Source organism: Streptomyces sp. NPDC047017 (genome assembly GCF_040644175.1).
Taxonomy (GTDB): domain Bacteria; phylum Actinomycetota; class Actinomycetes; order Streptomycetales; family Streptomycetaceae; genus Streptomyces.
The window spans coordinates 216,244-233,461 of the sequence record NZ_JBEYVW010000013.1 but is presented as its reverse complement, the minus strand read 5'-3'; the positions used below and the strand labels follow the sequence as shown (position 1 = coordinate 233,461).

Here is a 17,218-nt window from a genome sequence, read left to right as displayed (position 1 = left end):
ATCTCGGATAGTGAACTAGCGCCGCTCGATCACTGGTCAGCGTGTCTACGCAGGAGTAACACTGGAGCGTCCCCGCGCGCGGCAACGGCGCCGAGCGCCCCACACCGGTCCCGTACCGGTGACACGCCGCGCCAGAAAGGGCCTCCGTGACGACCCGAGACGACACCAGGACACAGCTCGACGCCCTGCGTACCGAGATCGAGCGGCGCAATCCCGCCCAGCCCGAGTTCCACCAGGCCGTGCACGAGGTGCTGGACACGCTGGCACCCGTGCTGGTGGCCCGGCCGGAGTACGCCGAGCCGGGCCTCGTCGAGCGGCTGTGCGAGCCGGAGCGGCAGGTCATCTTCCGGGTGCCGTGGCAGGACGACCAGGGTCGCGTGCACGTCAACCGCGGCTTCCGGGTGGAGTTCAACAGCGCGCTCGGCCCGTACAAGGGCGGCCTCCGCTTCCACCCGACCGTGAACCTCGGCGTCATCAAGTTCCTCGGCTTCGAGCAGATCTTCAAGAACGCGCTGACCGGCCTCGGTATCGGCGGCGGCAAGGGCGGCAGCGACTTCGACCCGCACGGCCGCAGCGACGCGGAGGTCATGCGGTTCTGCCAGTCGTTCATGACGGAGCTGTACCGGCACATCGGTGAGCACACGGACGTCCCCGCGGGCGACATCGGCGTCGGAGGCCGGGAGATCGGCTACCTGTTCGGCCAGTACCGGCGGATCACCAACCGCTGGGAGGCCGGTGTGCTCACCGGCAAGGGGCGCGGCTGGGGCGGTTCGGCGATCCGGCCCGAGGCCACCGGGTACGGGAGCGTGCTGTTCGCGGAGGCGATGCTGCGCGAGCGCGGGGAGGACCTGGAGGGGCAGACGGCGGTCGTCTCCGGCTCGGGCAATGTGGCGATCTACACCGTCGAGAAGCTGCTCGCCCTCGGCGCGAACCCGCTGACCTGCTCGGACTCCAGCGGGTACGTCGTGGACGACAAGGGTGTGGACCTGGACCTGCTCAAGCAGGTCAAGGAGGTCGAGCGCGGCCGGATCAGCGAGTACGCCGAACGGCGCGGCGCCTCGGCCCGGTTCGTGCCCGGCGGGCGGGTCTGGGAGGTCCCGGCGGATGTCGCCCTGCCGTCCGCGACCCAGAACGAGCTGGACGAGAACGACGCGGCCACCCTCGTCCGCAACGGCGTGAAGGCGGTCGCCGAGGGCGCGAACATGCCGGCCACGCCCGAGGCCGTCCACCTGCTCCAGCGCGCGGGCGTGGCCTTCGGCCCCGGCAAGGCGGCGAACGCGGGCGGGGTCGCGGTCAGCGCCCTGGAGATGGCCCAGAACCACGCCCGTACGGCCTGGTCGCCGGCGCGGGTGGAGGAGGAGCTGGCGCGGATCATGACCGACATCCACGCCACCTGTCACGAGACCGCCGAGCGCTACGGCGCCCCCGGCGACTACGTGACCGGGGCCAACATCGCCGGGTTCGAGCGGGTCGCCGACTCGATGCTGGCCCAGGGCGTCATCTGACGTCCGGCCGTTCACAGACCCGCGCCCCGCTCCGGTACGTCCGGAGCGGGGCGCGGGTCTGTGTGCGGGCCGGTGCGGCTCAGTGCGCGGCGGCGGCCGCCGGGGCGCCGCCCTGGCCGCGGCCGGTGGGGCGGGCGACGACCAGGACGCCGGAGGCCACCGCGGCCAGCAGCATCGCGGCCACGCCCCACCAGATGGCGTGCGTGTAGCCGTGCACGATGCCCTCGCGCAGCACCTGCGCCTTGCGGGACGGGTCGGTCAGGTGCCGGCCGACGTACGTGCCCGTCGCCGAGGTGGCGATGGTGTTCAGCAGCGCCGTGCCGAGCGAACCGCCCACCTGCTGCGAGGTGTTGACCATCGCGGAGGTCACACCGGCGTCCTGCGGCCGCACCCCGTGGGTGGCGGTGGAGAAGACCGGCATGAAGGTCAGGCCCATGCCCAGGCCGAGCAGCAGCTCGGCGGGCAGCACATGGGTGGCGTACGCGGAGTCCACGCCGAGCTGGGTGAGCACCAGCAGGCCCGAGGCGGCGAGCAGCATGCCGGGCACCATCAGCAGGCGCGGCGGCGTGTGGGGCAGCAGCCGGGCGGAGATCTGGGTGGAGCCCAGGATGATCATCGCGGACATGGGCAGGAACGCCAGGCCGCTCCTGACCGGGGTGTAGCCCAGGATGCCCTGGAAGTAGTAGGTCATGAACAGGAACAGGCCGAACATGCCGATGGTGGCGAGCCCCATGGTCAGGAAGCAGCCCGCCCGGTTGCGGTCGGCGAGGATGCGCAGCGGCAGCAGCGGGTGCCTGGCCTTGCTCTGCCAGAACACGAACGCGGCCAGCAGCACCACGCCGCCGGCCAGCAGGCTCACCACCAGGCTGTCGCCCCAGCCGCGCGGCTCGGCCTCGGAGAAGCCGTAGACGACGGCGACCAGGCCGCCGCAGCCCAGGATCACACCGGGGATGTCGAGCCGGGCCTCGCGGTGGCCCGGGCGGTCGTGCAGCAGCATGAGGGCGCCGATCACGGCGACGGCCGCGATCGGGATGTTCACGTACAGGCACCAGCGCCAGTTCGCGTACGAGGTCAGCACACCGCCGAGGAGCAGGCCGATCGCGGCACCGGCGCCGGCGATGGCGCCGTAGATGCCGAACGCCTTGCCGCGCTCCTTGGGGTCGGTGAACGTGGTCGTCATCAGGGAGAGCGCGGAGGGCGCGAGGACGGCGCCGAACACGCCCTGGAGGGCGCGGGCGCCGAAGAGCATGCCGGGGCTCTCGGCCGCGCCGCCGATCGCGGAGGCGACCGCGAAGCCGATCAGGCCGATGATGAAGGTGCGCTTGCGGCCGACGAGGTCGGCGACGCGGCCGCCGAGCAGCAGCAGGCCGCCGAAGGCGAGGGTGTAGGCGGTGATGACCCACTGGCGGTTGCCGTCGGACATGCCGAGGGCCTTCTGCGCCGAGGGCAGCGCGATGTTCACGATGGTCGCGTCGAGGACCACCATCAACTGCGCCAGGGCGATGACGACCAGACCCCACCAGCGGCGGGGGTCGGGTGCCTCGGCAGCGCCGTTCGCGGTGGGGGCCGGAGCCGTGCGTATGGCCTCGGCCGGGGGCGAGTCGTTCATGACGAGAACGTCACTTCCTTGCTCGTGATGGTGGCGTGCGTGGTCCGCGGTGCGTGCGGGCGGTGGTACCGGGTGTCCCGTTCTCGGGTGACCCGAACGGACCAATGATCGGTCATTGAAGCCGATCGTCAGGATGTCTGATGGTCAGTGAAGTGTACGCTGCCCCCATGAAGGACGAGTGTCCCCCTGATGTCCTTTCCCGTCGGCTGGGATATCTCCTGAAGCACGCCTACGTGGCGATGGCCGCGGAGATGGACGCGGCGCTGGCCCCCTTCCGCCTGTGTCCGCGGGAGCTGGGCGTCATGGCGGTGATCGCCGCCGCGTGCGAGCAGCCCTCCCAGCTGGAGATCGCCGCCCGGCTCGGCGTGGACCGCACGACGATGGTCGGCGTCATCGACTCGCTGGAGAGCAAGGGGTACGTGGAGCGCCACCGCAGCGACCGCGACCGGCGCCGGAACGTGGTGACGCTGACCGCGGCCGGGCAGCTGTGCCTGGGGGAGGCGGAAGTGGCCCGCGAGCGCGTGGAGCGCGACTTCCTCGCCCCGCTGGACGAGACCTCCGCCACCGCCCTGACCGAGGCCCTGGTCACCCTGCACCGGGCCCGCGCCGACACGGACCTGAGCGACAGCGGCCGGGTGGTCGCCGGCCACCGCGCGGCGACCGCGGGAGCCCCGTACGGCGGCTGCGCGTGACGCCGCGCCCGGCGCCACCGGTTTGACCTACGTCACTCGCGGGGTAATCTCTTCGGCTCGATTGGCCAGCCCGCCGTGCGGTATGGCAGACTGTCCGAGTTGCTCGGTCGAGTGTTGATGCTGCGCGCCTCCCGCCGGGAGGACCGGAAGCGAGTCCCACAGTACTCGTCGCCCTAACTGCCGCACGGCAGCGCTGGGGCGGACGTACGGGAATCTTCCGGGAAGTGTGAGCGCGGCACCGGCCAGGCACCCGGTGGGTCTTCGATCCCCGGTCCGCGGTTCCGGAAGGGCCGTGCGCATTCCCGCAGGGATGTTCGAACAAGGGGCATCTGTGTCAGCGGGAGGGCGACACGCCCGACCGCGTGGGTCGGCGGAGACCGAGAGAAACCAAGGGAACCACCGGGTTCCAGAGCGTAAGAAGAGACAGGACTACGAAGTAGCCATGGCGGGACAGAAGATCCGCATCCGGCTCAAGGCCTACGACCACGAGGTCATCGACTCCTCGGCGAAGAAGATCGTCGAGACGGTGACCCGCACTGGTGCGTCGGTCGCGGGCCCGGTGCCGCTGCCCACTGAGAAGAACGTGTACTGCGTCATCAAGTCGCCGCACAAGTACAAGGACTCGCGCGAGCACTTCGAGATGCGCACGCACAAGCGCCTGATCGACATCCTCGACCCGACTCCCAAGACCGTTGACTCTCTGATGCGACTCGACCTCCCGGCCGGTGTCGACATCGAGATCAAGCTCTGAGGGCCGGTGATCTGAGAGATGGCTAAGCAGATCAAGGGCATCCTGGGCGAGAAGCTCGGCATGACGCAGGTGTGGGACGAGAACAACCGTGTTGTTCCGGTCACCGTCGTCAAGGCCGGCCCCAACGTCGTCACCCAGGTCCGTACGAACGATGTCGACGGCTACGAGTCGGTCCAGATCGCCTTCGGCGAGATCGACCCGCGCAAGGTGAACAAGCCCCTCAAGGGCCACTTCGCCAAGGCCGACGTCACCCCCCGCCGACACCTCGTCGAGATCCGCACCGCGGACGCCTCCGAGTACACCCTCGGCCAGGAAGTCACCGCCGAGGTCTTCGAGGCGGGCGTGAAGGTCGACGTCACCGGCAAGAGCAAGGGCAAGGGCTTCGCCGGTGTCATGAAGCGCCACAACTTCCGTGGCCTCGGCGCCGGACACGGCACCCAGCGCAAGCACCGCTCGCCCGGTTCCATCGGTGGCTGCGCCACCCCGGGCCGCGTGTTCAAGGGCCTCCGCATGGCGGGTCGCATGGGCAACGAGCGGGTCACCACCCAGAACCTGACCGTCCACGCCGTTGACGCGGAGAAGGGTCTGCTGCTCATCAAGGGCGCGGTTCCCGGTCCGAACGGCGGCCTCGTCCTGGTCCGCACCGCGGCCAAGGGGGCCTGAGGTAACCGATGAGCACTGTTGACATCCTTTCGCCGGCGGGCGACAAGGCCGGTTCCGTCGAGCTCCCCGCGGAGATCTTCGACGTCGAGAAGGTCAGCGTCCCGCTGATCCACCAGGTCGTCGTCGCGCAGCTGGCCGCGGCCCGTCAGGGCACGCACAAGGTCAAGACCCGTGGCGAGGTCCGCGGCGGTGGCAAGAAGCCGTACCGCCAGAAGGGCACCGGTCGCGCCCGCCAGGGCTCGACCCGCGCGCCGCAGTTCGCCGGTGGTGGCGTCGTGCACGGTCCCGTGCCGCGCGACTACTCGCAGCGGACCCCGAAGAAGATGAAGGCCGCGGCCCTGCGCCACGCCCTCACCGACCGGGCCCGCCACAACCGCATCCACGTCGTCACCGGCGTGGTCGAGGGTGAGACCGCCTCCACCAAGGCCGCCCGGACGCTGTTCGGCAAGATCTCGGAGCGCAAGAACCTGCTCCTGGTCGTCGACCGCGCCGACGAGGCCGCGTGGCTGTCCGCCCGCAACCTGCCCCAGGTCCACATCCTGGAGCCGGGCCAGCTGAACACGTACGACGTTCTCGTCTCGGACGACGTGGTCTTCACCAAGGCCGCTTTCGAGTCCTTCGTCGCCGGCCCGAACAAGGCCAACGACACCGAAGGGAGCGAGGCCTGATGGCTACGCGTCACCCCTCCATTGCCTCGAAGGCCGCCAAGGCCGCCAAGGCCGCGCGCGTCGCCAAGGCGCGCCGTCACGCCGCCGAGGGCAAGAACACCGTCGAGACCCCGCTGAGCAAGTCGTACACGGACCCCCGTGACGTCCTGGTCAAGCCGGTCGTCTCGGAGAAGAGCTACGCGCTCCTCGACGAGAACAAGTACACGTTCATCGTCGACCCGAACGCCAACAAGACCCAGATCAAGCAGGCCGTCCAGGCGGTCTTCGAGGTCAAGGTCACCGGGGTCAACACGATCAACCGCCAGGGCAAGCGCAAGCGGACCAAGAGCGGCTTCGGTCAGCGTGCCGCCACCAAGCGCGCGATCGTGACCCTCGCCGAGGGCGACCGTATCGACATCTTCGGCGGTCCGACCGCCTGACGGCGGTCCGGATCGTCCGATATCGGACGAGGACTGAGAAATGGGTATCCGCAAGTACAAGCCGACGACTCCGGGCCGTCGTGGCTCCAGCGTCGCCGACTTCGTCGAGGTCACGCGGTCCACGCCGGAGAAGTCGCTGGTCCGTCCCCTGCACAGCAAGGGCGGCCGTAACAATTCCGGTCGTGTGACCGTTCGCCACCAGGGTGGCGGACACAAGCGCGCCTACCGCGTGATCGACTTCCGTCGTCACGACAAGGACGGCGTGCCGGCGAAGGTCGCGCACATCGAGTACGACCCCAACCGCACCGCGCGCATCGCGCTGCTGCACTACGCCGACGGCGAGAAGCGCTACATCCTCGCCCCGCGCAACCTGCAGCAGGGCGACCGCGTGGAGAACGGCCCCGGGGCCGACATCAAGCCGGGCAACAACCTGGCCATCCGCAACATCCCGGTCGGTACCACGATCCACGCGATCGAGCTCCGTCCCGGTGGCGGTGCCAAGTTCGCCCGCTCCGCCGGCGCCTCCGTGCAGCTGCTCGCGAAGGAGGGCTCGATGGCCCACCTCCGTATGCCGTCCGGTGAGATCCGCCTGGTCGACCAGCGCTGCCGCGCCACGGTCGGCGAGGTCGGCAACGCCGAGCAGTCCAACATCAACTGGGGCAAGGCCGGCCGCAAGCGCTGGCTGGGCGTCCGTCCGACCGTTCGCGGTGTGGCGATGAACCCGGTTGACCACCCCCACGGTGGTGGTGAGGGCAAGACCTCCGGTGGTCGCCACCCGGTCAGCCCCTGGGGTCAGAAGGAAGGTCGTACTCGTGCTCCCAAGAAGGCGAGCAACAAGTACATCGTCCGCCGCCGCAAGACGAACAAGAAGCGTTAAGGACGGGTTGAGATGCCTCGTAGCTTGAAGAAGGGGCCTTTCGTCGACGACCACCTGATCAAGAAGGTGGACGTACAGAACGAAGCCGGCAGCAAGAACGTCATCAAGACCTGGTCCCGTCGCTCGATGATCGTCCCGGCGATGCTGGGCCACACGATCGCGGTGCACAACGGCAAGACCCACATCCCGGTGTTTGTCACCGAGTCCATGGTCGGCCACAAGCTCGGCGAGTTCTCGCCGACGCGCACCTTCCGGGGTCACGTGAAGGACGACCGGAAGTCGAAGCGCCGCTAGTCAGCGGGGTGTGAAAGATCATGACAAACACTGAAGGGACAACCATGGAAGCCAGGGCCCAGGCGCGGTACATCCGCGTCACGCCCATGAAGGCCCGCCGTGTGGTGGACCTCATCCGTGGCATGGGCGCCACGGAGGCTCAGGCGGTCCTGCGTTTCGCCCCGCAGGCCGCGAGCGTGCCGGTCGGCAAGGTGCTGGACAGCGCCATCGCCAACGCCGCGCACAACTACGACCACACCGATGTCGACAGCCTCGTCATTTCCGAGGCCTACGTCGACGAGGGCCCGACCCTGAAGCGGTTCCGGCCGCGCGCCCAGGGCCGTGCCTACCGGATCCGCAAGCGGACCAGCCACATCACCGTGGTCGTCAGCAGCAAGGAAGGAACCCGGTAATGGGCCAGAAGGTAAACCCGCACGGGTTCCGGCTCGGTGTCACGACCGACTTCAAGTCGCGTTGGTACGCCGACAAGCTGTACAAGGACTACGTCAAGGAAGACGTCGCCATCCGTCGGATGATGACGTCCGGCATGGAGCGCGCCGGCATCTCGAAGGTGGAGATCGAGCGCACCCGTGACCGCGTGCGGGTGGACATCCACACCGCCCGCCCGGGCATCGTCATCGGCCGCCGCGGCGCCGAGGCCGACCGCATCCGCGGTGACCTGGAGAAGCTGACCGGCAAGCAGGTCCAGCTGAACATCCTTGAGGTCAAGAACCCGGAGACCGACGCTCAGCTGGTGGCCCAGGCCGTCGCCGAGCAGCTCTCCTCCCGCGTCTCCTTCCGCCGTGCCATGCGCAAGAGCATGCAGTCGGCGATGAAGGCCGGCGCCAAGGGCATCAAGATCCAGTGCGGTGGCCGCCTCGGTGGCGCCGAGATGTCCCGCTCGGAGTTCTACCGCGAGGGCCGCGTGCCCCTGCACACGCTCCGCGCGAACGTGGACTACGGCTTCTTCGAGGCCAAGACGACCTTCGGCCGCATCGGCGTGAAGGTCTGGATCTACAAGGGCGACGTCAAGAACATCGCCGAGGTCCGCGCCGAGAACGCTGCGGCCCGTGCGGGTAACCGCCCGGCCCGTGGCGGTGCCGACCGCCCGGCCCGTGGTGGCCGTGGTGGCGAGCGGCGCGGTCGCAAGCCGCAGCAGCAGTCGGCCCCCGCCGCCGAGGCCCCCAAGGCCGAGGCTCCGGCCGCTGCCGCTCCGGCTGAGAGCACCGGAACGGAGGCCTGACCGAAATGCTGATCCCCCGTAGGGTCAAGCACCGCAAGCAGCACCACCCGAAGCGCAACGGTATGTCCAAGGGTGGGACGCAGGTTGCGTTCGGCGAATACGGCATCCAGGCGCTGACCCCGGCCTACGTGACGAACCGCCAGATCGAGGCGGCCCGTATCGCGATGACCCGCCACATCAAGCGTGGCGGCAAGGTCTGGATCAACATCTACCCGGACCGTCCCCTCACCAAGAAGCCGGCCGAGACCCGCATGGGTTCCGGTAAGGGTTCTCCGGAGTGGTGGATCGCGAACGTCAAGCCCGGACGCGTCATGTTCGAGCTGTCGTACCCCAACGAGAAGATCGCCCGTGAGGCGCTGACCCGTGCGGCCCACAAGCTGCCGATGAAGTGCCGGATCGTCAAGCGCGAGGCAGGTGAAGCGTGATGTCGGCCGGTACCAAGGCGTCCGAGCTGCGCGAGCTGGGCAACGAGGAGCTTCTGGGCAAGCTCCGCGAGGCCAAGGAAGAGCTGTTCAACCTCCGTTTCCAGGCGGCGACGGGCCAGCTCGAGAACCACGGCCGTCTGAAGGCGGTCCGTAAGGACATCGCGCGGATCTACACCCTGATGCGCGAGCGTGAGCTGGGCATCGAAACGGTGGAGAACGCATGAGCGAGAAGAACGTGACTGAGAACGCAGAGGCGCGCGGCTTCCGCAAGACCCGTGAGGGTCTCGTCGTCAGCGACAAGATGGACAAGACCGTCGTCGTCGCCGTCGAGGACCGCGTCAAGCACGCGCTGTACGGCAAGGTCATCCGCCGTACGAACAAGCTCAAGGCGCACGACGAGCAGAACGCCGCGGGTGTCGGCGACCGTGTCCTCCTGATGGAGACCCGGCCGCTGTCCGCGACGAAGCGCTGGCGCGTCGTCGAGATCCTCGAGAAGGCCAAGTAATTCCTGCGGGGCACCCCTCGCAGGACAGTTCCGCCAGGCTCCGGGGGCCGCTCGCCGAGCGGCCCCCGGGGAACCGGCAGACAAACAGGAGATAGACGTGATCCAGCAGGAGTCGCGGCTGCGTGTCGCCGACAACACTGGTGCGAAGGAAATCCTTTGCATCCGTGTGCTCGGTGGCTCCGGTCGCCGCTACGCGGGCATCGGTGACGTCATCGTCGCCACCGTCAAGGACGCGATCCCCGGTGGCAACGTGAAGAAGGGTGACGTCGTCAAGGCGGTCATCGTTCGCACCGTCAAGGAGCGCCGCCGTCCGGACGGCTCGTACATCCGCTTCGACGAGAACGCCGCCGTCATTCTGAAGAACGACGGCGACCCTCGCGGCACCCGTATCTTCGGCCCCGTGGGCCGTGAGCTGCGCGAGAAGAAGTTCATGAAGATCATCTCCCTCGCGCCGGAGGTGCTGTGAGCATGAAGATCAAGAAGGGCGACCTGGTCCAGGTCATCACCGGTAAGGACAAGGGCAAGCAGGGCAAGGTCATCGCGGCCTACCCCCGCGAGGACCGCGTCCTGGTCGAGGGTGTCAACCGGGTCAAGAAGCACACCAAGGCCGGCCCCACCGCCAGCGGTTCCCAGGCCGGCGGCATCGTGACCACCGAGGCCCCGATCCACGTCTCCAACGTCCAGCTGGTCGTGGAGAAGGACGGCAACAAGGTCGTCACGCGCGTCGGTTACCGCTTCGACGACGAGGGCAACAAGATCCGCGTTGCCAAGCGGACGGGTGAGGACATCTGATGGCTACCACCACTGCCCCGCGTCTGAAGCAGAAGTACCGCGGCGAGATCGCCGCCAAGCTGCGTGACGAGTTCAAGTACGAGAACGTCATGCAGATCCCCGGTCTCGTCAAGATCGTGGTCAACATGGGTGTGGGCGACGCCGCCCGCGACTCCAAGCTGATCGAGGGCGCCATCCGCGACCTCACCACGATCACCGGCCAGAAGCCCGCGGTCACCAAGGCCCGCAAGTCCATCGCGCAGTTCAAGCTGCGTGAGGGCCAGCCGATCGGTGCCCACGTCACGCTCCGTGGCGACCGCATGTGGGAGTTCCTGGACCGCACCCTGTCGCTCGCGCTCCCGCGCATCCGCGACTTCCGCGGCCTGTCCCCCAAGCAGTTCGACGGCCGTGGCAACTACACCTTCGGTCTCACGGAGCAGGTCATGTTCCACGAGATCGACCAGGACAAGATCGACCGTGTCCGGGGTATGGACATCACCGTGGTCACCACGGCGACCAACGACGAAGAGGGCCGCGCCCTTCTCCGTCACCTCGGCTTCCCGTTCAAGGAGGCGTGAGCGAGATGGCGAAGAAGGCTCTCATCGCGAAGGCTGCTCGCAAGCCCAAGTTCGGTGTGCGTGGCTACACCCGCTGCCAGCGCTGCGGTCGTCCGCACTCCGTGTACCGCAAGTTCGGCCTGTGCCGCGTGTGCCTTCGTGAGATGGCTCACCGTGGCGAGCTGCCGGGCGTGACCAAGAGCTCCTGGTAACAACCCACTTGGGTTGAAACAGGGCTCTCGGTAAGCAACCGGGGTCGGCAGGATGCCCACCCCCCATGGCTTAGGCTTGTGGGGTTGGGCGCCTGCCGCGCCCTAGACGACTTACTACGCCGTAGGTCCACCGCGCCGCACCCGTCCCGTCTCGGATCGGGGAGAGGGATGGCGCACCAGGAAACCCCGGCGAGAGAGGCCGAAGGCCAATTCATGACCATGACTGATCCGATCGCAGACATGCTTACGCGTCTGCGGAACGCGAACTCGGCATACCACGACTCCGTGACGATGCCGGCATCGAAGATCAAGTCGCACATCGCGGAGATCCTCCAGCAGGAGGGCTTCATCACCGGCTGGAAGACCGAGGACGCCGAGGTCGGCAAGAACCTCGTCCTCGAGCTGAAGTACGGCCCGAACCGTGAGCGCTCCATCGCGGGCATCAAGCGGATCTCGAAGCCCGGTCTCCGGGTCTACGCGAAGTCCACCAACCTGCCGAAGGTGCTCGGCGGCCTCGGCGTGGCGATCATCTCCACGTCGCACGGTCTCCTCACCGACAAGCAGGCCGGCAAGAAGGGCGTGGGTGGGGAAGTCCTCGCCTACGTCTGGTAACGGAAGGGAACGGAGGAAACAGCTATGTCGCGTATTGGCAAGCTCCCCATCACGGTTCCCGCCGGCGTGGACGTCACCATCGACGGCCGTACGGTCTCGGTCAAGGGCCCCAAGGGCTCGCTGACCCACACCGTCGTCGCGCCGATCGACATCGTCAAGGGTGAGGACGGCGTGCTGAACGTCACCCGTCCGAACGACGAGCGTCAGAACAAGGCCCTGCACGGCCTGTCCCGCACGCTGGTGGCGAACATGATCACCGGCGTGACCCAGGGTTACGTGAAGAAGCTCGAGATCAGCGGTGTCGGTTACCGCGTGACGGCCAAGGGCTCGAACCTCGAGTTCGCGCTCGGCTACAGCCACCCGATCACCGTCGAGGCACCCGAGGGCATCACCTTCAAGGTGGAGGCCCCCACCCGCTTCTCGGTCGAGGGCATCGACAAGCAGAAGGTCGGCGAGGTTGCGGCCAACATCCGCAAGCTGCGCAAGCCCGACCCGTACAAGGCCAAGGGTGTCAAGTACGAGGGCGAAGTCATCCGCCGCAAGGTCGGAAAGGCGGGTAAGTAAGCCATGGCATACGGGCAGAAGATCCTCAAGGGCGACGCCTACAAGCGCGCCGCGATCAAGCGCCGTCACATCCGGATCCGCAAGCGGATCGCCGGTACGGCGGAGCGCCCCCGTCTGGTCGTGACCCGCTCCAACCGCCACATCGTGGCGCAGGTGATCGACGACCTCAAGGGCCACACCGTGGCATCGGCGTCCACGCTGGACACGTCGATCCGCGGCGGCGAGGGCGACAAGTCCGCGCAGGCCAAGCAGGTCGGCGCCCTGGTCGCCGAGCGCGCCAAGGCCGCCGGTGTCGAGGCTGTCGTGTTCGACCGTGGTGGCAACCAGTACGCCGGGCGCATCGCCGCCCTGGCGGACGCCGCCCGCGAAGCCGGCCTGAAGTTCTGAGCCGGTTCCGAGCTAGCGGAAACAGAGAGAGGTAATTCCAATGGCTGGACCCCAGCGCCGCGGTGGCGGTGCCGGTGGCGGCGAGCGGCGGGACCGGAAGGGCCGTGACGGCGGCGCAGCTGCCGCCGAGAAGACCGCGTACGTTGAGCGCGTCGTCGCGATCAACCGCGTCGCCAAGGTTGTGAAGGGTGGTCGTCGCTTCAGCTTCACCGCGCTGGTCGTGGTGGGCGACGGTGACGGCACCGTGGGTGTCGGATACGGCAAGGCCAAGGAGGTGCCGGCCGCCATCGCCAAGGGTGTTGAGGAGGCCAAGAAGCACTTCTTCAAGGTCCCCCGCATCCAGGGCACCATCCCGCACCCGATCCAGGGTGAGAAGGCTGCCGGCGTCGTGCTGCTCAAGCCCGCGTCGCCCGGTACCGGTGTTATCGCCGGTGGCCCGGTGCGTGCCGTGCTCGAGTGCGCCGGTATCCACGACATCCTGTCGAAGTCGCTCGGCTCCGACAACGCGATCAACATCGTGCACGCCACGGTGGCGGCCCTCAAGGGCCTGCAGCGTCCCGAGGAGGTCGCGGCCCGCCGCGGTCTGCCGCTGGAGGACGTCGCTCCCGCTGCCCTCCTGCGTGCGCGTGCCGGGGCGGGTGCGTAATCATGGCGCAGCTCAAGATCACGCAGAAGAAGTCCTACATCGGCAGCAAGCAGAACCACCGTGACACCCTGCGTTCCCTGGGCCTCAAGCGCCTGGGTGACGTGGTCGTCAAGGAGGACCGCCCCGAGTTCCGCGGCATGGTGCACACCGTCCGCCACCTCGTGACGGTCGAGGAGGTCGACTGATCATGGCGGAGAACAACCCGCTCAAGATCCACAACCTCCGTCCCGCCCCGGGCGCCAAGACCGCCAAGACCCGTGTGGGTCGTGGTGAGGCGTCGAAGGGTAAGACGGCCGGTCGTGGTACCAAGGGCACGAAGGCCCGCTACCAGGTTCCGGAGCGCTTCGAGGGTGGCCAGATGCCCCTCCACATGCGCCTCCCGAAGCTGAAGGGCTTCAAGAACCCGTTCAAGACCGAGTACCAGGTCGTCAACCTCGACAAGCTGGCCGCGCTCTACCCGCAGGGTGGCGAGGTCACGGTCGAGGACCTGGTGGCCAAGGGTGCCGTTCGCAAGAACAGCCTCGTCAAGGTCCTGGGCCAGGGCGAGGTCTCCGTGGCGCTGCAGGTGACGGTGGACGCCGTCTCCGGCTCCGCCAAGGAGAAGATCACCGCCGCCGGCGGTAGCGTCACCGAGCTGGTCTGAAACATCCGGCCGTCTCGATGACCTGAACGATCCCGACCGGGGATACCCACAAATGGGGTATCCCCGGTTGGTCGTTCCTAGGGGGGCGGTGTCGCCGGTAAGGTGGCCAGCACTGTCCACGTCCACCGGATGCTCATCACGGGCACCCGGAGCGGCAGTCATCCGTTGTCCGTTCAGTCGTTCTCTGTTGGAACCTCGAATCCGTCACCCTGACGCACGTGCGCGGGGGTCGCAGGAGGCACCGTGCTCACCGGCTTCGCCCGGGCGTTCAGGACGCCCGACCTGCGCAAGAAGCTGCTCTTCACACTCGGCATCATCGTGGTCTACCGCGTCGGTACCCACATCCCGATCCCGGGCGTCAACTACAAGGCCGTCCAGCAGTGCGTGTCCGAGGCGTCCGGCAACCAGGGACTCTTCGGCCTGGTCAACATGTTCAGCGGCGGCGCGCTGCTGCAGATCACGGTCTTCGCCCTCGGGATCATGCCGTACATCACGGCGAGCATCATCCTGCAGCTGCTGACCGTGGTGATCCCGCGGCTTGAGGCCCTCAAGAAGGAGGGCCAGGCCGGCACGACCAAGATCACCCAGTACACCCGTTACCTGACGGTGGCGCTCGCCATCCTGCAGGGCACCGGACTGGTCGCCACCGCCCGCAGCGGTGCCCTGTTCGGCAACTGCACGGTCGCGTCGAGCATCGTCCCGGACCAGGCGATCTTCAACACCATCGTGATGGTGATCTGCATGACCGCCGGCACCTGTGTCGTGATGTGGCTCGGTGAGCTGATCACCGACCGCGGCATCGGCAACGGCATGTCGATCCTGATGTTCATCTCGATCGCCGCCACGTTCCCCTCCGCGCTGTGGGCCATCAAGAAGGCGGGCACCCTGGCCGGCGGCTGGATCGAGTTCGGCACCGTCATCCTGGTCGGCCTGATCATGGTCGGCCTGGTGGTCTTCGTCGAGCAGGCCCAGCGCCGCATCCCGGTGCAGTACGCGAAGCGCATGATCGGCCGCCGGTCCTACGGCGGTACGTCGACGTACATCCCGCTCAAGGTGAACCAGGCGGGTGTGATTCCCGTCATCTTCGCCTCGTCGCTGCTCTACATCCCGGCCCTGGTCGCGCAGTTCTCCGGAGGCAATTCGGGGTGGAAGGCCTGGGTCCAGCAGAACCTGACCAAGGGCGATCACCCGCTTTACATCACTCTGTACTTCTTGCTCATCGTGTTCTTCGCGTTCTTCTACGTGGCGATCTCCTTCAACCCCGAGGAAGTCGCCGACAACATGAAGAAGTATGGTGGCTTCATCCCGGGCATCCGGGCTGGCCGACCGACCGCTGAGTACCTGTCGTACGTGCTCAACCGGATCACCTGGCCGGGTTCGCTGTATCTGGGTCTGATCGCTCTCGTGCCGACAGTGGCGTTGGTGGGCTTCGGGGCAAGCCAGAACTTCCCCTTCGGCGGGACCAGCATCCTCATCATCGTGGGTGTGGGCCTGGAGACGGTGAAGCAGATCGAGAGCCAGCTCCAGCAGCGCAATTACGAAGGGTTCCTCCGCTGATGCGAATCGTCCTCGTCGGGCCGCCGGGCGCAGGCAAGGGTACGCAGGCCGTCCGTCTTGCCGAGAAGCTGTCGATCCCGCACATCTCCACGGGTGACCTGTTCCGCGCGAACATCAGCGGACAGACGGAGCTGGGCAAGCTCGCGAAGTCCTACATGGACGCCGGCAATCTGGTCCCGGACGAGGTCACCATCGCGATGGCCAAGGACCGCATGGGGCAGCCGGACGCGCAGGGCGGTTTCCTGCTGGACGGCTTCCCGCGCAACGTGTCCCAGGCCCAGGCGCTGGACGAGCTGCTGGACGGCGAGGACATCAAGCTGGACGCGGTGCTGGACCTGGAGGTCCCCGAGGACGAGGTCGTCAAGCGGATCGCCGGCCGGCGCATCTGCCGCAACGACTCCAGCCACGTCTTCCACGTGACGTACAGCAAGCCGAAGCAGGAGGGCGTCTGCGACGTCTGCGGCGGCGAGCTGTACCAGCGCGACGACGACCACGAGGACACCGTGCGCAAGCGGCTGGAGGTCTACCACACGCAGACCGAGCCGATCATCGACTACTACCGGGCGCAGGGCCTGGTCGTGACGATCTCCTCGCTCGGTCCGGTCGACGAGATCACGCGGCGGGCGCTGGAGGCGCTCAAGCGCGAGGACGCGACGCAGTAGTCCTCTCCGTCGGTGACAGCCGCGGTTCCCTCGGGAAGGGGCCGCGGCTGCGCTGTGGGCGCGCCCGCGCCCGTAAGGTGGAAGCAGTCGGTCCCCCCGGTCCAGAAAGGCCCCCGTTCCCATGGTGCAGATCAAGACCCCCGAGCAGATCGCCACAATGCGTGCGGCGGGGCTGGTCGTCGCCGCGATCCACGCGGCCACCCGGGAGGCGGCCGTGCCCGGGGCCACCACCAAGGACCTGGACGAGGTGGCCCGCAAGGTGCTCGCCGAGCACAACGCCAAGCCGAACTTCCTCGGCTACGGCGGCTTCCCGGCCACCATCTGCACCTCGGTCAACGAGGTCGTCGTGCACGGCATCCCCTCCGACGAGGTCGTCCTCAAGGACGGTGACGTCATCTCCATCGACTGCGGCGCGATCGTCGACGGCTGGCACGGGGACGCGGCGTACACGGCGTTCGTCGGCTCCGGCCACGCCCCGGAGCTGGTCGAGCTGTCGCGGGTGACGGAGGAGTCGATGTGGGCCGGCATCGCGGCCATGAAGCCGGGCAACCGGCTGGTCGACATCTCCCGCGCGGTCGAGACGTACATCCGCCGCCAGCCCAAGCCGGGCGGCGGCAAGTACGGGATCATCGAGGACTACGGCGGCCACGGCATCGGCACCGAGATGCACATGGACCCGCACCTGCTGAACTACGTCGACCGCCGCCGCGGCAAGGGCCCCAAGCTGGTCCCCGGCTTCTGCCTGGCCATCGAGCCCATGGTCTCCCTGGGCACCCCGCGCACCCGGGTCCTCGAAGACGACTGGACCGTCATCACCACCGACGGCACGTGGTCCTCGCACTGGGAGCACTCGGTCGCGCTGACCGAGCAGGGCCCCCTGGTCCTGACCGCCCCGGACGGCGGCAAGGCGAAGCTGGCGGAGCTGGGCATCGCGGCCGCTCCCGATCCGTTGGCATAACGATCTCCGCCGCAGGGCA

27 protein-coding genes are annotated in these 17,218 nt (G+C 68.0%); 26 read left to right on the top strand and 1 reads right to left on the bottom strand.

The annotated features are described in order from the left end of the window. Nucleotides 1-146 precede the first annotated feature (146 nt). Nucleotides 147-1,505, top strand: coding sequence for an NADP-specific glutamate dehydrogenase (gene gdhA / locus ABZ858_RS22755; protein ID WP_361381403.1), 1,359 nt, complete (start codon nt 147-149; stop codon nt 1,503-1,505). 79 nt (nt 1,506-1,584) lie between these two features. On the opposite strand, the gene ABZ858_RS22750 is transcribed toward gdhA, so the two are convergent. Continuing rightward, nucleotides 1,585-3,114 (bottom strand): MFS transporter, encoded by a 1,530-nt coding sequence (locus tag ABZ858_RS22750; protein WP_361381400.1) that lies wholly within the window; start codon nt 3,112-3,114, stop codon nt 1,585-1,587. A gap of 167 nt (nt 3,115-3,281) precedes the next feature. On the opposite strand from ABZ858_RS22750, the gene ABZ858_RS22745 reads away from it, so the two are divergent. The 25 genes from ABZ858_RS22745 to map all read left to right on the top strand — a co-directional run bounded on the left by ABZ858_RS22745 (nt 3,282) and on the right by map (nt 17,199). Then, the gene (locus tag ABZ858_RS22745; RefSeq protein WP_361381397.1) at nt 3,282-3,806 is read left to right on the top strand and encodes a MarR family winged helix-turn-helix transcriptional regulator; all 525 of its coding nucleotides are present in this window, start codon (nt 3,282-3,284) and stop codon (nt 3,804-3,806) included. A 442-nt stretch (nt 3,807-4,248) separates the two neighbouring features. Further along, on the top strand, nt 4,249-4,557 hold the full coding sequence (gene rpsJ / locus ABZ858_RS22740; protein ID WP_003948644.1) for a 30S ribosomal protein S10: 309 nt from the start codon (nt 4,249-4,251) through the stop codon (nt 4,555-4,557). Between the two features lie 18 nt (nt 4,558-4,575). Then, complete coding sequence (gene rplC / locus ABZ858_RS22735; RefSeq protein WP_030571197.1) at nt 4,576-5,220, top strand: 50S ribosomal protein L3; 645 nt, start codon at nt 4,576-4,578, stop codon at nt 5,218-5,220. Nucleotides 5,221-5,228: 8 nt separating this feature from the next. Then, nucleotides 5,229-5,888, top strand: coding sequence for a 50S ribosomal protein L4 (rplD, locus tag ABZ858_RS22730; protein WP_361381394.1), 660 nt, complete (start codon nt 5,229-5,231; stop codon nt 5,886-5,888). Then, complete coding sequence (rplW, locus tag ABZ858_RS22725) at nt 5,888-6,307, top strand: 50S ribosomal protein L23 (RefSeq protein ID WP_361381391.1); 420 nt, start codon at nt 5,888-5,890, stop codon at nt 6,305-6,307. Before rplD ends, rplW begins: the two co-directional genes overlap by 1 nt. Nucleotides 6,308-6,347: 40 nt before the next feature. Then, complete coding sequence (gene rplB, locus ABZ858_RS22720) at nt 6,348-7,184, top strand: 50S ribosomal protein L2 (RefSeq protein ID WP_361381388.1); 837 nt, start codon at nt 6,348-6,350, stop codon at nt 7,182-7,184. Nucleotides 7,185-7,196: 12 nt separating this feature from the next. Continuing rightward, nucleotides 7,197-7,478, top strand: a complete 282-nt coding sequence (gene rpsS / locus ABZ858_RS22715) for a 30S ribosomal protein S19 (protein WP_030619138.1) — start codon at nt 7,197-7,199, stop codon at nt 7,476-7,478. 44 nt (nt 7,479-7,522) lie between these two features. Then, nucleotides 7,523-7,870 (top strand): 50S ribosomal protein L22, encoded by a 348-nt coding sequence (gene rplV, locus ABZ858_RS22710; RefSeq protein WP_361381385.1) that lies wholly within the window; start codon nt 7,523-7,525, stop codon nt 7,868-7,870. Continuing rightward, complete coding sequence (gene rpsC / locus ABZ858_RS22705; RefSeq protein ID WP_009190135.1) at nt 7,870-8,700, top strand: 30S ribosomal protein S3; 831 nt, start codon at nt 7,870-7,872, stop codon at nt 8,698-8,700. Before rplV ends, rpsC begins: the two co-directional genes overlap by 1 nt. Before the next feature lie 5 nt (nt 8,701-8,705). Next, complete coding sequence (gene rplP, locus ABZ858_RS22700) at nt 8,706-9,125, top strand: 50S ribosomal protein L16 (RefSeq protein WP_009190136.1); 420 nt, start codon at nt 8,706-8,708, stop codon at nt 9,123-9,125. After that, nucleotides 9,125-9,349, top strand: a complete 225-nt coding sequence (gene rpmC, locus ABZ858_RS22695) for a 50S ribosomal protein L29 (protein WP_018564811.1) — start codon at nt 9,125-9,127, stop codon at nt 9,347-9,349. The genes rplP and rpmC overlap by 1 nt, the downstream gene beginning before the upstream one ends. Then, nucleotides 9,346-9,630, top strand: a complete 285-nt coding sequence (rpsQ, locus tag ABZ858_RS22690) for a 30S ribosomal protein S17 (protein ID WP_018543912.1) — start codon at nt 9,346-9,348, stop codon at nt 9,628-9,630. Before rpmC ends, rpsQ begins: the two co-directional genes overlap by 4 nt. A 97-nt stretch (nt 9,631-9,727) precedes the next feature. Then, nucleotides 9,728-10,096 (top strand): 50S ribosomal protein L14, encoded by a 369-nt coding sequence (gene rplN, locus ABZ858_RS22685; protein ID WP_003998823.1) that lies wholly within the window; start codon nt 9,728-9,730, stop codon nt 10,094-10,096. A gap of 2 nt (nt 10,097-10,098) precedes the next feature. Further along, nucleotides 10,099-10,422, top strand: coding sequence for a 50S ribosomal protein L24 (gene rplX / locus ABZ858_RS22680; protein ID WP_310764877.1), 324 nt, complete (start codon nt 10,099-10,101; stop codon nt 10,420-10,422). After that, on the top strand, nt 10,422-10,979 hold the full coding sequence (rplE, locus tag ABZ858_RS22675; RefSeq protein ID WP_361381380.1) for a 50S ribosomal protein L5: 558 nt from the start codon (nt 10,422-10,424) through the stop codon (nt 10,977-10,979). Before rplX ends, rplE begins: the two co-directional genes overlap by 1 nt. A 5-nt stretch (nt 10,980-10,984) precedes the next feature. Further along, nucleotides 10,985-11,170 carry a type Z 30S ribosomal protein S14 gene (locus tag ABZ858_RS22670; protein ID WP_003948630.1) on the top strand — a complete coding sequence of 62 codons (186 nt, stop codon included), beginning with the start codon at nt 10,985-10,987 and terminating at the stop codon, nt 11,168-11,170. A 213-nt stretch (nt 11,171-11,383) separates the two neighbouring features. Continuing rightward, entirely contained in the window at nt 11,384-11,782 is a 399-nt protein-coding gene (gene rpsH / locus ABZ858_RS22665) for a 30S ribosomal protein S8 (protein ID WP_026252022.1), read from the top strand. 24 nt (nt 11,783-11,806) lie between these two features. After that, nucleotides 11,807-12,346 carry a 50S ribosomal protein L6 gene (rplF, locus tag ABZ858_RS22660; protein WP_361381377.1) on the top strand — a complete coding sequence of 180 codons (540 nt, stop codon included), beginning with the start codon at nt 11,807-11,809 and terminating at the stop codon, nt 12,344-12,346. Nucleotides 12,347-12,349: 3 nt separating this feature from the next. After that, complete coding sequence (gene rplR, locus ABZ858_RS22655; protein ID WP_361381374.1) at nt 12,350-12,733, top strand: 50S ribosomal protein L18; 384 nt, start codon at nt 12,350-12,352, stop codon at nt 12,731-12,733. A 40-nt stretch (nt 12,734-12,773) separates the two neighbouring features. Further along, nucleotides 12,774-13,379, top strand: a complete 606-nt coding sequence (gene rpsE / locus ABZ858_RS22650; protein WP_007494753.1) for a 30S ribosomal protein S5 — start codon at nt 12,774-12,776, stop codon at nt 13,377-13,379. Between the two features lie 2 nt (nt 13,380-13,381). Beyond that, nucleotides 13,382-13,564 carry a 50S ribosomal protein L30 gene (gene rpmD, locus ABZ858_RS22645; protein ID WP_361381371.1) on the top strand — a complete coding sequence of 61 codons (183 nt, stop codon included), beginning with the start codon at nt 13,382-13,384 and terminating at the stop codon, nt 13,562-13,564. Nucleotides 13,565-13,566: 2 nt separating this feature from the next. Continuing rightward, a complete protein-coding gene (gene rplO, locus ABZ858_RS22640; RefSeq protein WP_361381368.1) occupies nt 13,567-14,022 on the top strand; it encodes a 50S ribosomal protein L15 in 456 nt (151 codons plus the stop codon). A 243-nt stretch (nt 14,023-14,265) separates the two neighbouring features. Then, a complete protein-coding gene (gene secY, locus ABZ858_RS22635) occupies nt 14,266-15,579 on the top strand; it encodes a preprotein translocase subunit SecY (protein WP_361381365.1) in 1,314 nt (437 codons plus the stop codon). Beyond that, nucleotides 15,579-16,241: an adenylate kinase gene (locus ABZ858_RS22630; RefSeq protein WP_361381361.1), complete on the top strand. Its 663-nt coding sequence runs from the start codon at nt 15,579-15,581 to the stop codon at nt 16,239-16,241. Before secY ends, ABZ858_RS22630 begins: the two co-directional genes overlap by 1 nt. Before the next feature lie 121 nt (nt 16,242-16,362). Then, nucleotides 16,363-17,199, top strand: a complete 837-nt coding sequence (map, locus tag ABZ858_RS22625) for a type I methionyl aminopeptidase (protein ID WP_361381358.1) — start codon at nt 16,363-16,365, stop codon at nt 17,197-17,199. The last annotated feature ends 19 nt before the right edge of the window (nt 17,200-17,218 follow it).

What these genes read in the sequence shown, in the direction of transcription:
- rplR (WP_361381374.1), top strand. Translation starts at nt 12,350, where the DNA reads ATGGCATACGGGCAGAAGATCCTCAAGGGCGACGCCTACAAGCGCGCC.
- rplC (WP_030571197.1), top strand. Translation starts at nt 4,576, where the DNA reads ATGGCTAAGCAGATCAAGGGCATCCTGGGCGAGAAGCTCGGCATGACG.
- rpsJ (WP_003948644.1), top strand. Translation starts at nt 4,249, where the DNA reads ATGGCGGGACAGAAGATCCGCATCCGGCTCAAGGCCTACGACCACGAG.
- rplP (WP_009190136.1), top strand. Translation starts at nt 8,706, where the DNA reads ATGCTGATCCCCCGTAGGGTCAAGCACCGCAAGCAGCACCACCCGAAG.
- ABZ858_RS22630 (WP_361381361.1), top strand. Translation starts at nt 15,579, where the DNA reads ATGCGAATCGTCCTCGTCGGGCCGCCGGGCGCAGGCAAGGGTACGCAG.
- rpsS (WP_030619138.1), top strand. Translation starts at nt 7,197, where the DNA reads ATGCCTCGTAGCTTGAAGAAGGGGCCTTTCGTCGACGACCACCTGATC.
- rplO (WP_361381368.1), top strand. Translation starts at nt 13,567, where the DNA reads ATGGCGGAGAACAACCCGCTCAAGATCCACAACCTCCGTCCCGCCCCG.
- rplD (WP_361381394.1), top strand. Translation starts at nt 5,229, where the DNA reads ATGAGCACTGTTGACATCCTTTCGCCGGCGGGCGACAAGGCCGGTTCC.
- rplE (WP_361381380.1), top strand. Translation starts at nt 10,422, where the DNA reads ATGGCTACCACCACTGCCCCGCGTCTGAAGCAGAAGTACCGCGGCGAG.
- rplX (WP_310764877.1), top strand. Translation starts at nt 10,099, where the DNA reads ATGAAGATCAAGAAGGGCGACCTGGTCCAGGTCATCACCGGTAAGGAC.
- map (WP_361381358.1), top strand. Translation starts at nt 16,363, where the DNA reads ATGGTGCAGATCAAGACCCCCGAGCAGATCGCCACAATGCGTGCGGCG.
- ABZ858_RS22670 (WP_003948630.1), top strand. Translation starts at nt 10,985, where the DNA reads ATGGCGAAGAAGGCTCTCATCGCGAAGGCTGCTCGCAAGCCCAAGTTC.
- rpmD (WP_361381371.1), top strand. Translation starts at nt 13,382, where the DNA reads ATGGCGCAGCTCAAGATCACGCAGAAGAAGTCCTACATCGGCAGCAAG.
- rpsH (WP_026252022.1), top strand. Translation starts at nt 11,384, where the DNA reads ATGACCATGACTGATCCGATCGCAGACATGCTTACGCGTCTGCGGAAC.
- ABZ858_RS22745 (WP_361381397.1), top strand. Translation starts at nt 3,282, where the DNA reads ATGAAGGACGAGTGTCCCCCTGATGTCCTTTCCCGTCGGCTGGGATAT.
- rpsQ (WP_018543912.1), top strand. Translation starts at nt 9,346, where the DNA reads ATGAGCGAGAAGAACGTGACTGAGAACGCAGAGGCGCGCGGCTTCCGC.
- rplB (WP_361381388.1), top strand. Translation starts at nt 6,348, where the DNA reads ATGGGTATCCGCAAGTACAAGCCGACGACTCCGGGCCGTCGTGGCTCC.
- rplW (WP_361381391.1), top strand. Translation starts at nt 5,888, where the DNA reads ATGGCTACGCGTCACCCCTCCATTGCCTCGAAGGCCGCCAAGGCCGCC.
- rpmC (WP_018564811.1), top strand. Translation starts at nt 9,125, where the DNA reads ATGTCGGCCGGTACCAAGGCGTCCGAGCTGCGCGAGCTGGGCAACGAG.
- ABZ858_RS22750 (WP_361381400.1), bottom strand. Translation starts at nt 3,114, where the DNA reads ATGAACGACTCGCCCCCGGCCGAGGCCATACGCACGGCTCCGGCCCCC.
- rpsE (WP_007494753.1), top strand. Translation starts at nt 12,774, where the DNA reads ATGGCTGGACCCCAGCGCCGCGGTGGCGGTGCCGGTGGCGGCGAGCGG.
- rplV (WP_361381385.1), top strand. Translation starts at nt 7,523, where the DNA reads ATGGAAGCCAGGGCCCAGGCGCGGTACATCCGCGTCACGCCCATGAAG.
- rpsC (WP_009190135.1), top strand. Translation starts at nt 7,870, where the DNA reads ATGGGCCAGAAGGTAAACCCGCACGGGTTCCGGCTCGGTGTCACGACC.
- rplF (WP_361381377.1), top strand. Translation starts at nt 11,807, where the DNA reads ATGTCGCGTATTGGCAAGCTCCCCATCACGGTTCCCGCCGGCGTGGAC.